Annotated in this window: 12 protein-coding genes and 1 riboswitch; of the genes, 3 read left to right on the top strand and 9 right to left on the bottom strand. The window is 71.4% G+C overall.

All coding sequences use genetic code 11. The features are described from left to right. Positions 1–28 precede the first annotated feature (28 nt). Positions 29–1210 (bottom strand): cysteine desulfurase family protein, encoded by a 1182-nt coding sequence (locus J0670_RS00060; protein ID WP_207808327.1) that lies wholly within the window; start codon positions 1208–1210, stop codon positions 29–31. A 262-nt stretch (positions 1211–1472) separates the two neighbouring features. Between J0670_RS00060 and J0670_RS00055 the strand changes: the two genes are divergently transcribed. After that, positions 1473–2255 carry an IclR family transcriptional regulator gene (locus J0670_RS00055; RefSeq protein WP_207808326.1) on the top strand — a complete coding sequence of 261 codons (783 nt, stop codon included), beginning with the start codon at positions 1473–1475 and terminating at the stop codon, positions 2253–2255. Here the strand turns inward: J0670_RS00055 and J0670_RS00050 are convergent. From J0670_RS00050 to J0670_RS00015, 8 genes are all read right to left on the bottom strand, one after another. Continuing rightward, a complete protein-coding gene (locus tag J0670_RS00050; RefSeq protein WP_207808324.1) occupies positions 2161–2820 on the bottom strand; it encodes a trimeric intracellular cation channel family protein in 660 nt (219 codons plus the stop codon). The genes J0670_RS00055 and J0670_RS00050 overlap by 95 nt on opposite strands. Before the next feature lie 47 nt (positions 2821–2867). Then, complete coding sequence (locus J0670_RS00045; protein WP_207808322.1) at positions 2868–3953, bottom strand: ABC transporter ATP-binding protein; 1086 nt, start codon at positions 3951–3953, stop codon at positions 2868–2870. 34 nt (positions 3954–3987) lie between these two features. Next, a complete protein-coding gene (locus J0670_RS00040) occupies positions 3988–5064 on the bottom strand; it encodes an ABC transporter ATP-binding protein (protein ID WP_207808320.1) in 1077 nt (358 codons plus the stop codon). Then, positions 5061–6071 (bottom strand): ABC transporter permease, encoded by a 1011-nt coding sequence (locus tag J0670_RS00035; RefSeq protein WP_207808319.1) that lies wholly within the window; start codon positions 6069–6071, stop codon positions 5061–5063. The genes J0670_RS00040 and J0670_RS00035 overlap by 4 nt, the downstream gene beginning before the upstream one ends. A 98-nt stretch (positions 6072–6169) precedes the next feature. Continuing rightward, positions 6170–7945 (bottom strand): ABC transporter substrate-binding protein, encoded by a 1776-nt coding sequence (locus J0670_RS00030; RefSeq protein WP_207808318.1) that lies wholly within the window; start codon positions 7943–7945, stop codon positions 6170–6172. Between the two features lie 52 nt (positions 7946–7997). Beyond that, the gene (locus J0670_RS00025; RefSeq protein ID WP_207808317.1) at positions 7998–8987 is read right to left on the bottom strand and encodes an ABC transporter permease; all 990 of its coding nucleotides are present in this window, start codon (positions 8985–8987) and stop codon (positions 7998–8000) included. Positions 8988–9444: 457 nt separating this feature from the next. Beyond that, positions 9445–10371, bottom strand: coding sequence for an enhanced serine sensitivity protein SseB C-terminal domain-containing protein (locus J0670_RS00020; RefSeq protein WP_207808316.1), 927 nt, complete (start codon positions 10369–10371; stop codon positions 9445–9447). 115 nt (positions 10372–10486) lie between these two features. Then, positions 10487–11284, bottom strand: a complete 798-nt coding sequence (locus J0670_RS00015) for an enhanced serine sensitivity protein SseB C-terminal domain-containing protein (protein WP_207808315.1) — start codon at positions 11282–11284, stop codon at positions 10487–10489. A 301-nt stretch (positions 11285–11585) separates the two neighbouring features. Then, positions 11586–11690, top strand: a riboswitch (glycine riboswitch). 228 nt (positions 11691–11918) lie between these two features. On the opposite strand from J0670_RS00015, the gene gcvT reads away from it, so the two are divergent. Together gcvT and gcvH are read left to right on the top strand one after the other, a co-directional pair. Continuing rightward, positions 11919–13040 (top strand): glycine cleavage system aminomethyltransferase GcvT, encoded by a 1122-nt coding sequence (gene gcvT / locus J0670_RS00010; RefSeq protein ID WP_207808314.1) that lies wholly within the window; start codon positions 11919–11921, stop codon positions 13038–13040. 111 nt (positions 13041–13151) lie between these two features. Then, complete coding sequence (gene gcvH / locus J0670_RS00005; protein ID WP_207808313.1) at positions 13152–13526, top strand: glycine cleavage system protein GcvH; 375 nt, start codon at positions 13152–13154, stop codon at positions 13524–13526. Positions 13527–13534 lie beyond the last annotated feature (8 nt).

The raw sequence follows: 13534 nt of genomic DNA, 5'->3' as shown, positions 1-13534 counted from the left end.
TCGCGCATGCCCGCCGCCGAGTAAAAAGCTAGCGCCGCACCGACGCCAGCCCCGCGTTGCGGGCCCGCTGCACCGCCGGCCCGATGGCCGAGGCGAGCGCCGTGACGTCCTCCCGCACCGAGGTGTGCCCGAGCGAGAACCGCAGCGAGGCCCTGGCCAGCACCGGGTCGACGCCCATGGCGAGCAGCACGTGGCTGGGCTGCGGCACCCCGGCGTTGCAGGCGGAGCCGGTGGAGCACTCGATGCCCTGGGCGTCCAGCAGCATCAGCAGCGCGTCGCCCTCGCAGCCGGGGAAGGAGAAGTGGGCGTTGGCGGGCAGCCGGCCCTCGGCGGACGGGTCGCCGTTGAGCACCGCGTCCGGCACCGCGGCCAGCACGCCGGCCACCAGTTCGTCCCGCAGTCCGCCGAGCAGGGCCGCGTGCTCGGCCCGGTGCTCGACGGCGAAGGAAGCGGCGGCGGCGAAGCCGGCGGCGGCCGGCGCGTCCAGGGTGCCGGAGCGCACGTCGCGCTCCTGGCCGCCGCCGTGCAGCAGCGGTACGGGCGTGGCGCCGCGGGAGAGCAGCAGGGCGCCGATGCCGAACGGCCCGCCGATCTTGTGCCCGGTGACGGTGAGGGCGGTGAGCCCGGAGTCGGCGAAGGAGACCGGGACCTGCCCGAGCGCCTGCACCGCGTCGGCGTGCATCGGGATGCCGTACTCGGCCGCCACGGCAGCGAGTTCGCGCACCGGCTGGACGGTGCCGACCTCGTTGTTGGCCCACATCACGGTGACCAGCGCGACCGAGGCCGGATCGCTCTCGATCGACGAGCGCAGCGCCTCGGGGTGCACCCGGCCCAACTCGTCCACCGGGAGGTACTCGACGGCCGCGCCCTCGTGCTCGGAGAGCCAGTGCACCGCGTCCAGCACCGCGTGGTGCTCGACCGGGCTGCACAGCACCCGGGTGCGGGCCGGGTCGGCGTCCCGGCGGGCCCAGTACAGGCCCTTGACGGCCAGGTTGTCGGACTCGGTGCCGCCGCCGGTGAGCACGATCTCGCTGGGGCGTGCGTTGAGCGACTCGGCCAGCGACTCGCGGGCCTCCTCGACCACCCGGCGGGCCCGGCGGCCGGCCGCGTGCAGGGACGAGGCGTTGCCGACCACCCCCAGGTGCGCCGTCATCGCGGCGATCGCCTCGGGCAGCATCGGCGTGGTCGCCGCATGGTCCAGGTATGGCATAACCATCCGATTGTAGAGGGCGCTCCCCCGGGCCCGAGCAGGCGCACACCGATCCGGCCACCGCCCGCCATCCCGCCCGAACGACCGCCTGAACGACCGCCCGAACGACCGCCCGAACCACCGGCGGCCGACGGCCCGAACAACCGGACGGAGGACGAACGAACCGCCTCCGGACGGCCGCGTCCGGTACTGGTTTGTACCACTGCGGCGCCTTGCGGTTAGCCTGACGCACGCGTCTTGGTCGGACACCAGTGGGGGTGAAATGTCGCAGTCGGTCGACCGCGCGCTGACCCTGCTCGGCTCGCTCGGCGACGGCCCGCTCTCGCTGGAGCAGGCCGCGGGCAGCCTCGGGGTGCACAAGTCCACCGCGCTGCGGCTGCTGCGCACCCTGGAGGAGCACGGCTTCGTGCAGCGCCAGCCCGACCGGCTCTACCGGATCGGCGGCCGGGTGCTGTCGCTGGCCCACCGCGCGCTGGAGGAGATCGACGTACGGCAGGTGGCCGCGCCCTACCTGGCGGCGCTCAGCTCGCGCTCCGGCTACACCGTCCAGCTGGCCGTGCTGCACGACGGCGAGGTGCTCTACGTGGACGAGGTGGCCGGGCCCGGGGCGGACCGGCCGTCCCGGATCGGGCGCCGCGCCCCGGTGACGGGTACGGCGGTGGGGCGGGTGCTCCTCGCCGGGCTGCCCGCGGACGGGCCGAACGCGGACGGGCCGAACGAGGAGGCCGAGGTGGCGGCGGTGCGCCGCCGGGGCTGGGCGGCCGAGTCCCGCGAGCACCGGGAGCCGGTGACCTGCGTGGCCGCACCGGTCGCGGGCAGCGGCGGGCGGACGGTCGCGGCCTGCGCGCTGAGCGCCCCGGCCAGCCAGGTGCCGCCGGCCGAACTGGCCCGGATGCTGCCGGAGCTGCTCTGCACGGCCGAGGCGATCTCGCTGGCGTACGGCGGCTCGCCTACTCCTCGCTGGTGCGAGAACCGTTGCGGCGCCAGGCCCGCGGGGCGCGCCAGCCGTACTTCAGGGCGAGCATCCGCAGGCCGAAGGCGGTGAGCGCGGCGGCGGTGCCGGTGACGCCGGTGAGCCGGTCGGCACCGATCAGGGCGGCCACCAGCGCGGCTCCGACCAGGGCCGGGACGGCGTAGATCTCGCGGTCCCAGCGCAGCAGCGAGGGGATCTCCCCGGCCAGCACGTCGCGGATCACGCCGCCGCCGGCCGCGGTCACCATGCCGAGCGCGACGGCCGCGACGGCGCCCAGCCCGTAGTCGTGCGCCTTGGCGGTGCCGGTGACGCAGAACAGGCCGAGGCCCAGGGCGTCCAGGGTCTGCACCGCCCGGTTGATCCGCTCGACCTCGGGGTGCAGGAAGAACACCACGAGGGCGGCTATCAGCGGGGTGACGAAGTAGCCGAGGTTGGTGAAGGCGACCACCGGTGTCGCGCCGATCACCAGGTCGCGCATCACCCCGCCGCCCAGGGCTGTGGCCTCGGCCAGCACGCAGATCCCGAAGATGTCCATGTTCTTGCGGACGGCGAGCAGCCCTCCGGAGAGGGCGAAGACGAAGATGCCGACGAGGTCCAGCGACTGCTGCACGTCGGAGGGGAAGATCTGCGAGGTCACGGGAACAACTATGACCTGCCGCGGAACCCTCCCCTCCGGCTACGGCTTCAGGACGCCTTGTCCTCCGCGATGTTCTCGGGGCTGTGCTGATCGTTCCCCTCGCTCCGCTCCGGGAAGTGGCAAGCCACCTGGTGCCCGGTCTTCAGCGCCACCAGCGCCGGCTCCTGGGTGGCGCACACCTCCTGCGCCTTCCAGCAGCGCGTGCGGAACCGGCAGCCGCTGGGCGGGTTGATCGGCGAGGGCACGTCGCCCTTGAGCAGGATCCGCTCGCGCCCGGCGCGCTGGCGCCGTCGCGGGTCGGGCACCGGTACCGCCGACATCAGGGCGTTGGTGTACGGGTGCATCGGGCTGCGGTACAGCGAGTCCCGGTCGGCGATCTCCACGATCTTGCCGAGGTACATCACCGCCACCCGGTCCGAAACGTGCCGGACCACCGAGAGGTCGTGGGCGATGATCAGGTACGTCAGGCCCAGCTCCTGCTGGAGGTCGTCCAGCAGGTTGACCACCTGCGCCTGGATCGACACGTCCAGCGCGGAGACCGGCTCGTCGGCGACGATCATCTTCGGCTTCAGCGCGAGCGCCCGGGCGATGCCGATGCGCTGGCGCTGGCCGCCGGAGAACTCGTGCGGGTAGCGGTTGTAGTGCTCGGGGCTGAGCCCGCACAGCTCCAGCAGGTCCTGGACGGCCTTCTTGACCCCGCCCTCGGGCTGCACGCCCTGGAGCTTGAACGGCGCGCTGACGATGGTGCCGACGGTGTGCCGCGGGTTCAGCGAGGAGTACGGGTCCTGGAAGATCATCTGGATGTCGCGGCGCATCGGCCGCATCGCCCCGACGCCCAGGTGGCTGATGTCGGTGCCCTCGAACTCGATGGTCCCATCGGTGGGTTCGTCCAGCCGGGTGACCAGTCGGCCCATGGTCGACTTTCCGCAGCCGGACTCTCCGACGACGCCCAGCGTCTCACCGGCGTTGACCGTGAAGTCGATGCCGTCGACGGCCCGCACCGCGCCGGTCTGGCGTCGCAGCAGTCCGCCCTTGATCGGGAAGTGCCGGGTCAGGCCGGTCACCTTCAGCAGCGGCTCGCGGCCGGAGGCGGGCGCCGGCGAGGGGATCGTGGCCGCCTGAGTGTCCGTCATCGGTTGTCTCCAGGAAGGTGGTACGAGGCCGGGCTCACAGCCGGGGCGCGATCTCTTCGGCGAAGATGCGGTGCCGCTCGTCGGCCGGCAGGTGGCAGGCCGCGAAGTGCCCGGGCGCGGCCTCGGCCAGCACCGGGAGCTCGCCGGTGGAGCGGCCGCCGGTCAGGGCGGCGTACGGGCAGCGCGGGTGGAAGGCGCAGCCCGACGGCACGTTGATCAGGCTGGGCGGGGTGCCCTTGACCGGCACCAGCCGGTCCTGGAGCTCCCGGTCCAGTCGCGGCATCGAGCCCAACAGGCCCCAGGTGTACGGGTGTTCGGGCGCGTCGAAGAGGGTTTCGGCGGGGCCGCGCTCGATGCACTTGCCCCCGTACATGACCAGGATGTCGTCGGCCAGCTCGGCGACCACCCCGAGGTCGTGGGTGATGATGATGACGGCGGAGCCGAACTCCTCCTGGAGGTCGCGGATGAGGTCCAGGATCTGCGCCTGGACGGTGACGTCCAGGGCGGTGGTGGGCTCGTCGGCGATCAGCAGCGAGGGGTCATTGACCAGGGCCATGGCGATCATCGCGCGCTGGCGCATGCCGCCGGAGAACTGGTGCGGGTAGTCGTCCACCCGACGGTCGGGCTGCGGGATGCCGACCCGGTCGAGCATCTCGATCGCGCGGGCCCGGGCCTGCTTCTTGGAGGCCTGGGGGTGGTGCACCCGGTACGCCTCGACGATCTGCGCGCCGACGGTGTAGTAGGGGTGCATCGCGGTCAGCGGGTCCTGGAAGATCATCGCCAGTTCGCGGCCGCGCAGTTGGCGCACCCGGTCCGGTCCGGCGGCGATCAGCTCCTCGCCGCCCAGCCAGATCTCGCCGCTGATCCGGGCCCGCTTGGAGCGGTGCAGGCCCATGATGCCCAGCGAGGTGACGGACTTGCCGGAGCCGGACTCGCCGACGATGCCCAGGGTGCGGCCCTTGTGCAGGTCGAAGCTGACCCCGTCCACCGAGCGGACCAGGCCGTCGTCGGTGTCGAAGTGGATCCGCAGGTCGCGCACGGAGAGGAACGGGTCCCCGGCGGGGGCATCCGCAGGGGCGGAGTCCGCCGGGGTCTTCTGGAGGTCGGTCACGAGAGCCTCACGCGGGGGTCGACGAGGGCGTACAGGAGGTCGACCACGAGGTTGCAGGCGACGATGAAGAAGGCGGCGAGCAGGGTGACGCCGAGGATCTTGGGCAGGTCGTTGTCGGAGATCGCCTGGACGGCGAACTGGCCGACGCCCTTGAGCGAGAAGACCTGCTCGGTGATCAGCGCACCGCCGAGCAGCAGGCCGAGGTCCATGCCGAAGATGGTGACGATCGGGGTGAGCGCGGAGCGCAGGCCGTGCCTGACGACCACCTTGCGCTCGGCCAGGCCCTTGGCGCGGGCGGTGCGGATGTAGTCCTCGCTCATCGTCTCCAGCATTCCGGCGCGGGTGAGCCGGGCGTAGAGCGCGGAGTAGAGGAAGGCCAGCGAGATCCACGGGAGGATCAGGTTGCGGGCCCACATCAGCGGGTTCTCGGTGAAGTCGACGTACTCCAGGTTGTCCAGGATCGGCCACTCGTAGCTGAACACCGTCAGCAGCAGGGCGCCGGTGAAGAAGACCGGCAGCGAGACGCCGGCCAGCGCGACGCCCATGGAGAGCCGGTCGAAGATCGACCGCGGCTTGAGGGCGGAGACGACGCCGGTGGCCACGCCGGAGACCAGCCAGAGCACCGCCGCGCCGATGGCGAGCGAGATGGTGACCGGGATCCGGCTGGTCATCTCCGGCCAGACCTCCAGGTGGTTCTTGAAGGAGTAGCCGAAGCAGGGCACGTGACAGGTGACCGGATCGGGCCCGAACTTGTACTCGGCGCCGCTGACCAGCGCCTTCAGGAAGTTCCAGTACTGGGTGTACAGCGGTTGGTCGAAGCCGAGGTTCTGCTTGACCGCCGCGATCGCCTCGGGCGACGGGTTCTTCCCGATGTACTGCGCCGCCAGCTGATCGGTGGTCTCACCGGCGACGCGCGGGAGCAGGAAGAAGATCGCGAAGGTGACCGCGCTGACGACCAGCAGCAGCACCGCGGCCGCGAGGATCCTGCGGATGATGTAGGCAAACACAGTTGGGCGGCTCCGGCGGCCCGCCGCCGTCCGGGATCTGCCGGACGGCGGCGGGCGCCGCTGCCTTCACCTGCCTTCAGGGATGTGGAGCCAGGCTCTTACTTGGTCGTGCCGATGTTCAGGTAGTCGTACTCACCCGAGAAGGCCGGGGTGGAGCCCATGTTGGTCGCGCTGTCCGGGCGGTACAGGAAGACCTTGAAGTCGGTCAGCGGGACGTAGACCGCGGACTCCATGACCTTCTTGTCGATCTGGGCGTAGATCTTCTCGCGGGCCGCCCGGTCCGGGTTGACCGCGGCGTCGTCGATCAGCTTGTTGACCGCGGGGTCGTTCAGCTGGGCCAGGTTGCTGTTGCCGGAGGCCTTGATCGCACGGCCGTCCACGATCTGCTGGAGGAAGCCGTAGCCGGTCGGCCAGTCGGCGCCCCACTGCATCATCATCAGACCGATGTTGTGGTCCTGGGTGAACTGCGGCGCACCGGCCGAGTCGGTCAGGTACTTGCCCTGCGGGAACTGCTGGATCTCGACGTTGATGCCGATGTTCTTCAGCTGCGCCTGGATCGCGGTGGCCGCGGCGACCTCGGTCGCGCGCTCGGTGCGGGCGGAGAGGACGGTGCTGAAGCCGCCTTCCTTGCCGCAGGCCTTCAGGGAGTCCTTGGCCTTGGCCTGGTCACCCTTGTTGTCCTTGGTCTCGTACAGGTTGAAGTCCTCGTGGCCCGGGATGTCCGGCGGCAGGACGGTGCTGGCGACCTGGCCGCGGATCGGGCCGCCGAGCGCGGTCTGGATCGAGACCTTGTCGAGCGCGTACTGGACGGCCTTGCGGCACTCGATGTTGTCGAACGGCGCGACCTTGGTGTTCATCGCCATGTAGACCAGGCGGCCGCCGTAGGCGTTGTCGGTCTTGGCCTTGAGCTTCGGGTCGCGCAGGATCTGCGCCTGGGTCTGCGGGTCGACGCCGCCGCCCACCAGGTCGACCTGGGCGTTGCCGGCCAGCAGGTCCTTGTCGATGGTGGCCTGGTCGATGTTCATCTTGAGCACGATCTTGTCCGGCAGCTGCTTCCGGATCGGGTCGGTGCTCTTGTCCCAGTTGGTGTTCGGGACCAGGACGGCCTGCTTGCCGTCCTCGTAGGACTCGAACTTGAAGGAGCCCGAGGACACGATGTGCTTCACGTAGTCGGCACCGGTGTCCTTGGCCTGCGGGACCGGCGCGGTCTGCGGGGCGCTGACCAGGTAGTCGAAGTCGGCGAAGGGGTGCTTCAGGTGGAAGACGATCGTGGTGTCGTCCGGCGTCTCGATCGACTTCAGGCCGCCCTCCTTGTCCTTGTACGGACCGGCGTACGGCGTGTCGTTGTCGACCAGCAGGTCGTGGAAGTACGTCGGGCCGTTGGAGTTCACCTCGGGCGCGAAGTTCGAGCGCTCCACGGCGTACTTGACGTCCTTGGAGGAGATCGGGGTGCCGTCGTCGTACTTCAGGCCCGCGCGCAGCTTGTACGTCCAGGTCAGGCCGTCCGCGCTGGGCTGGCCCAGCGACTCGGCGAGGTCCGGGACCAGCTTGTTGCCGTCCGCGCCGGCGGCCGGGTTGAAGGTGGTCAGCGGACGGCCGTACAGGCGCGAGAAGTTGTAGATGTACGCGTAGTACGTGTTGCCCGGGTCGAGCGAGTCCGGGGTGCCCTTCATCTCGAAGGTGACCGTCCCGCCCTTCTTGTCCGAGGCGTTGACGACCTGCTTGGTTGCCGCGTCGGCACCGCCCGCGTCACTGGAGCCGGCCGAGGAGGAGGACTTGCTGTCGCCGCCCTTGGAGCTGGACGAGCAGCCGGTGACGACCAGGACCGCGGCGGCGGCCGCGGCGGTCAGTGCGACGGTACGGGACCTGCGCATGGGTGAGATCAACCCCTTGAGGATGTGGAGGAGGGAGTGTGCCGACGCCGTGTCAGTTGCTCTTGGGATCCAGGGCGTCACGCAGCCCGTCGCCGAGCAGGTTGAACGCGAGCACGGTGATGAAGATCGCCAGACCGGGGACCACCATGTACTGGGGGTCGACCTGGTAGTAGTTCTTCGCGTCGGCGAGCATGCCGCCCCAGGAGGACTGCGGGGGCTGGATGCCGACGCCGAGGAAGCTCAGCCCGGCCTCGAAGAGGATGTTGGTCGGGATCAGCAGGGTCGAGTAGACCAGGATCGGGCCGACCAGGTTGGGCAGCAGTTCCTTGAACAGGATGAACGGGCCGCGGGCGCCGAGGCTGCGGGCCGCGTGGACGAACTCCCGCTCGCGCAGCGACAGCGTCTGCCCGCGCACGATCCGGCCCATGTAGGGCCAGTTGAAGAAGCCGATCACGAAGATCAGCACCATGATGTGCAGCGGGAGGCCGTGCAGGCCGAACGCGCCGCCCTGGAGCGAGGCGGAGATCGCGATGGCGAAGAGCAGCAGCGGGAACGCCAGGAAGACGTCCATCAGCCGGCTGATCAGGGTGTCCACCCAGCCGCCGTAGTAGCCGGCCATCACGCCGAGCACGGTGCCGATGGTGTTGGACAGGAGGGTCGCGCCGAAGGCGACCAGCAGGGAGACCCAGGAGCCGTCGATCACGCGGGCGAGCAGGTCACGGCCCTGCAGGGGGTCGATCCCGAGCGGGTGGTCACCGCTCATCCCGCCCCAGTCCCCGAGCGGCAGGCCGCCGAGGTCGGCGTCCAGCAGGTCCGGGTTCGGCTGGTCCGGGTCGAGTCCGAACAGGGCCTCGATCGGCGCCGAGAGGACGGCGAGCAGGATCAGCAGGATCACCACGATGCCGCCGGCGACGGCGGCCTTGTCCCGCTTGAAGCGGGTCCAGGCGATCCGACCGAGGGAGCGTCCCTCGATCGTCTTGGCCGGGGTCGCGGGGGCGGGTGCCTCCGGTTCGTTCCCGGCGGTTGCGATGGGTGCGGTCATTGTCAGTTGGTCCCCTCGCCGACGGTGGCCGGCCCACGGGTGCCGGGCGCCGGTTCGGCGGTACGGCTGCGGACGTGCGGAGGTGCTAGGAGCGGGTGTTCGCGGCAGTACGTCGTGCACGGGGTACTGCCCCACGCGGGATTGGGCGTCGCGTGGTCGAGCGGTCGGCGTGCGCGTTCACCTTCGTGGGGTTTCCAGTACGCGCGGTGCGTTGCGCAGAACTCTCTGCCATCCGAACAGGCTTGCGCCAGCCCTGACAACCGACAGATGCCCAACTGTGATCTGTGTGCATGCACCTCCTCGATCTTCGGTATATCCCTCTTCACATGGCTGTAACAGCCATGTCAAGATGTGCCGGGATCAAGGTGGAAATTCGTCCGGAAAGCACCGAAGCCGACTTGACTGTTCATCAAGTCGGCTTCATGGCGGCAGTTTTGGCGAATAGGCGTTTTGGCAATCAGCGGCCGGGGTATCCGGGCCACGGTCGTTGCGGCTGCTGCCCCCAGCCCTGCGCGGGCGGCTGGGTGCCGTACGACCACCCCGGCGTCGGCTGCCCCTGCATCGGCTGCCCCGGGTACGGCGTCGGCTGCGGGTAGACCGGCGGGCGGCCCGCCTCCCGGTCGAAGAACGGCCGCGCGTTGGCGCGCATCCACAGCGCCACCGGGTCGTACTCGTCCGCCATCGCCACCGTGGACACCGCGAGCCCCTCCGGGGCCACCGCGATCGCCCGCTGCATCAGCGCCCGCACCGACTCGACCGACGGCGGCGAACTGTCGTACAGGTCAAGGCCGATCGCCAGGTACGGCTCCCCCACCGCGGGCCGCACCCAGGCCCGGCGCAGCGCCCGCACCGCCCGCACCTCACCGGCCTGCCGCTCCAGCAGCGCGAAGAACTGCTGGGCGTTCACCTGCGGCTCGCTCAACTTCAACGGACCGGCCGGCAGCCGCTCCAGGCCCGCGGCGATCCGCCGAAGGTCCGCCCAGGGCACCCCGACCCCGCCACCGGGCGCGTGCGGGTTGAGCCACAGGCCCCAGCGGGTGCGGTACAGCGAAGCGGCGATCTCCCGGCCGGAGATGACCTCGTGGGCCCGGGCCCAGCCGGAGGCCGTCAACTGCTCGGCGGAGGTGACGGCCGGCGCGTAGCCGTGGCCGCTGATCTCCATGTTCCCGTACTGGGCGTCCGGGCTGCCCGGCGTGCCGTGCCAGAGCAGCATCCAGACCTGGCCCTCGGCGAGCGCGTGCAGCAGCCGCTCGTACGCGTCGTAGCGCTCCGGCGCGACCTCGCGCAGGGCGTGCTCCAACGCGCCCGGATCCGCTCCCGGGCGCCCGGCCGGTGCCTGGCCCCAGGGCCCCGGCACACCGCCCGCTCCCGTTCCCGCACTCATGCGCCCACCTCGCCGCGCCTCTTTCCTCGAACCGCCGGCCCGTCGGCCGTCTGCACGCACCCTATGGCGCGGCACCGGCCGCCGCCACGGCGACGTGCCTTCGACCGGACCCCGCTCACACCCGCGTGTAGAAAGGCAGTACCCGGGTGAGCAGCCACTCGACCACCGGGTCGTCGGCGAGGTCGAGCAGTACGAGGTGGACGCCGCCGGGCAGCGGCGCGGTTCCCAGCGCTCGGCCGAGTGCGTCATTCACCGCGGCCGGGTCGGCCGGGGCCGCCGGGTCCAGTTGGACGCCCACGAACATCACGGTCGGCTCGCCCTCGATGCTGGCCAGCGCCCGACGCGCGGTCAACACGCCGGGAAGTGCCGACAGTTCGGCCCGGCAGGCGGCCAGGAAGTGCTCCGGGTCCTCCCCCGGCACCGGCTCGCGCAGCGCAACCCGGCCGCCGGTCGGCGCCTCCGGGTGCTGCTCCCAGCGGTCCTCGCGCGGGCCGCGGCGCAGCTCCGCCACGCCCTGCGGCGGCACCGGGATGCCCACCGCCGCCTCCGGGTTGACGGCTATGCCCAGGCCCAGCGGCAGCCCGCGGGCGAACTCCCAGACCGGGGCGACCGCGAAGGCCATCCCCGGCGCCTGCTGGAGGAACACCTCCTGCGAGGAGAACACCGGTACGTACGGGTCCCCGCCCAGCTCGATGGTCGGCAGGTCCAGCGACTGCCCGTTCGGGTCGCCGCCGGCCGGCAGCGGGATCCACACCTGGCTGCGGGCCAGCACCTCGATCACCCGCGGCGTCGCGCCCGGGTCGCCCAGTGCGGCCGTCAGTACCTGCTCCAGTTCGTTGGCCGGCCACCCGCCGCCCGACGGCGCCGCCTGTGGCCCGTCCCACCCCTGCTGCTGCTCCACCGGGTATCCCATGCGTCGCCGATCCGCCCTCATGCCGGTCGGCCGCCCTCTGCTGCGCCGACGCGCAGCAGTTTAGGGCCCGTGTTCGGTCCGGCGGTGGGCGCGGGTTCGGTCCGGCGGTGCACGCGCGTTCGGTCCGGCTCCGGGCTCGCGTTCGGTCCGGCGGTGCACGCGCGTTCGGTCCGGCGGTGGACGCGCGTTCGCTCCCGCGCCGTGTGACCGGGTCCCCCCTCCCCTCCCCGCGCCGGACGTGCCATGATGTGCGCGTCCGTCGGCATGCGCCGCGGGCCCCCACAACTCCATACCGGCCGCTCGAACCCGCGCGGGAGAGTCCGGAGTGCCCCTCAGGAGGCATGTCCGGCGCCGAAGGAGCAACTCCTCCCCGGAATCTCTCAGGCCCCCCTACCGCACGGGTTAGGCACATCTGGAAAGCGGCGCACGGCCCTGTCGCGCGCCCACCCACGGTGCAAGCCGCCATGCTGTCTCGAAGCTGGAAACAGCCGCGAGCAGGTGGTCGGTGAAGCTCTCAGGTCCGACGACAGATGGGGAGACCCACGCCGCCGCATGCCCGCGCGCAGGGTCGGTCCCCGAGCGGGTCCGGTCCCGGCGCGCTCCCCTGAGTGCCCCGACCGAGGAGTTCCTGGCCATGTCGTCCCTCCGCCTGACCGCGCTCGACGCGCTGCACCGCGCCCTCGGCGCGACCATGACCGACTTCGCCGGCTGGGACATGCCGCTGCGTTACGGCAGCGAGCGCGAGGAGCACCTCGCCGTCCGCACCAAGGCCGGCCTGTTCGACCTCTCGCACATGGGCGAGATCACCGTCACCGGCCCGCAGGCCGGCGAGATGCTGGACCACGCGCTGGTCGGCTTCGTCTCCGCGCTCGGCGTGCTGCGCGCCCGCTACACCATGATCTGCGCCGAGGACGGCGGCATCCTGGACGACCTGATCGTCTACCGCCTGCGCGAGGACGCCTTCCTGGTCGTCGCCAACGCCTCCAACGCCCAGCTGGTCCTCGACGAGCTGATCGCCCGTGCCAAGGGCTACGACGCCGTCGTCACCGACGACCGCGACACCTACGCGCTGATCGCCGTCCAGGGCCCGGAGGCCACCGGCATCCTGGCGAAGACCACCGACGCCGACCTGCCCGGCCTCAAGTACTACGCGATCCTCCCCGCCCAGGTGGCCGGCCGCGAGGTGCTGCTGGCCCGGACCGGCTACACCGGCGAGGACGGCTTCGAGATCTTCTGCCACCCGGTCGACGCCGAGCCGGTCTGGCAGGCGCTGACCGCCGCCGGCGAGGGCCACGGCCTGGTCCCGTGCGGCCTGTCCTGCCGCGACACCCTGCGCCTGGAGGCGGGCATGCCGCTGTACGGGCACGAGCTGTCCACCGACCTCACCCCCTTCGACGCGGGCCTGGGCCGGGTCGTCCGCTTCGACAAGACCACCAACGAGGGCGCGTTCATCGGCCGCAAGGCGCTGGAGCAGGCCGCCGCCGCGGCCGAGGCCAACCCCCCGAAGGTGCTGGTCGGCCTGGTCTCCGAGGGCAAGCGCGTGCCGCGCGCCGAGTACACCGTGGTCTCCACCGAGGGCACCCCGATCGGCCGGATCACCTCGGGCGCGCCGTCCCCGACCCTGGGCAAGCCGATCGCGATGGCCTACGTCGACGCGGCCCACGCCGCCCCCGGCACCACCGTCGCGGTGGACGTGCGCGGCAGGCACGAGCCGGTCCAGGTCGTGGCGCTGCCCTTCTACAAGCGCGCCCGCTGAGGCCCGCGGAGTCCCTCCGAGAACCCCACTTTCCCCCATACACGCACGTCGAAGCCGTCCGCGCGGCGGCCCGCTTCGTCGTGCCCGCTTCCCATCCTGGAGAATGACGCCATGAGCAACCCCCAGCACCTGCAGTACACCAAGGAGCACGAGTGGCTGACCGCCGCCGAGGCCGGTGTCTCCACGGTCGGCATCACCAAGCACGCCGCCGACGCGCTCGGTGACATCGTCTACGTGCAGCTGCCCGAGGTCGGCGAGACCGTGACCGCTGGCGAGACCTGCGGCGAGCTGGAGTCCACCAAGTCGGTCAGCGACCTGTACTCCCCGGTGACCGGCGAGGTCGTCGAGGTCAACCAGGACGTCCTGGACGACAACGCCCTGGTCAACAGCGCCCCGTTCGAGGGCGGCTGGCTGTTCAAGGTCAAGGTCGAGTCCACCGACGAGCTGCTCAGCGCCGACGAGTACACCGCCCTCATAGGCGGCTGATCCACGTG

It is taken from the genome of Streptomyces sp. FH025, from assembly GCF_017427025.1.
GTDB lineage: Bacteria > Actinomycetota > Actinomycetes > Streptomycetales > Streptomycetaceae > Kitasatospora.
Note: the sequence above shows the minus strand (reverse complement) of the source record. Positions and strands in the feature narration are given on the sequence as shown.

What these genes read in the sequence shown, in the direction of transcription:
- J0670_RS00060 (WP_207808327.1), bottom strand. Translation starts at nt 1,210, where the DNA reads ATGCCATACCTGGACCATGCGGCGACCACGCCGATGCTGCCCGAGGCG.
- J0670_RS00055 (WP_207808326.1), top strand. Translation starts at nt 1,473, where the DNA reads ATGTCGCAGTCGGTCGACCGCGCGCTGACCCTGCTCGGCTCGCTCGGC.
- J0670_RS00045 (WP_207808322.1), bottom strand. Translation starts at nt 3,953, where the DNA reads ATGACGGACACTCAGGCGGCCACGATCCCCTCGCCGGCGCCCGCCTCC.
- J0670_RS00030 (WP_207808318.1), bottom strand. Translation starts at nt 7,945, where the DNA reads ATGCGCAGGTCCCGTACCGTCGCACTGACCGCCGCGGCCGCCGCCGCG.
- J0670_RS00025 (WP_207808317.1), bottom strand. Translation starts at nt 8,987, where the DNA reads ATGACCGCACCCATCGCAACCGCCGGGAACGAACCGGAGGCACCCGCC.
- J0670_RS00020 (WP_207808316.1), bottom strand. Translation starts at nt 10,371, where the DNA reads ATGAGTGCGGGAACGGGAGCGGGCGGTGTGCCGGGGCCCTGGGGCCAG.
- J0670_RS00015 (WP_207808315.1), bottom strand. Translation starts at nt 11,284, where the DNA reads ATGGGATACCCGGTGGAGCAGCAGCAGGGGTGGGACGGGCCACAGGCG.
- gcvT (WP_207808314.1), top strand. Translation starts at nt 11,919, where the DNA reads ATGTCGTCCCTCCGCCTGACCGCGCTCGACGCGCTGCACCGCGCCCTC.
- gcvH (WP_207808313.1), top strand. Translation starts at nt 13,152, where the DNA reads ATGAGCAACCCCCAGCACCTGCAGTACACCAAGGAGCACGAGTGGCTG.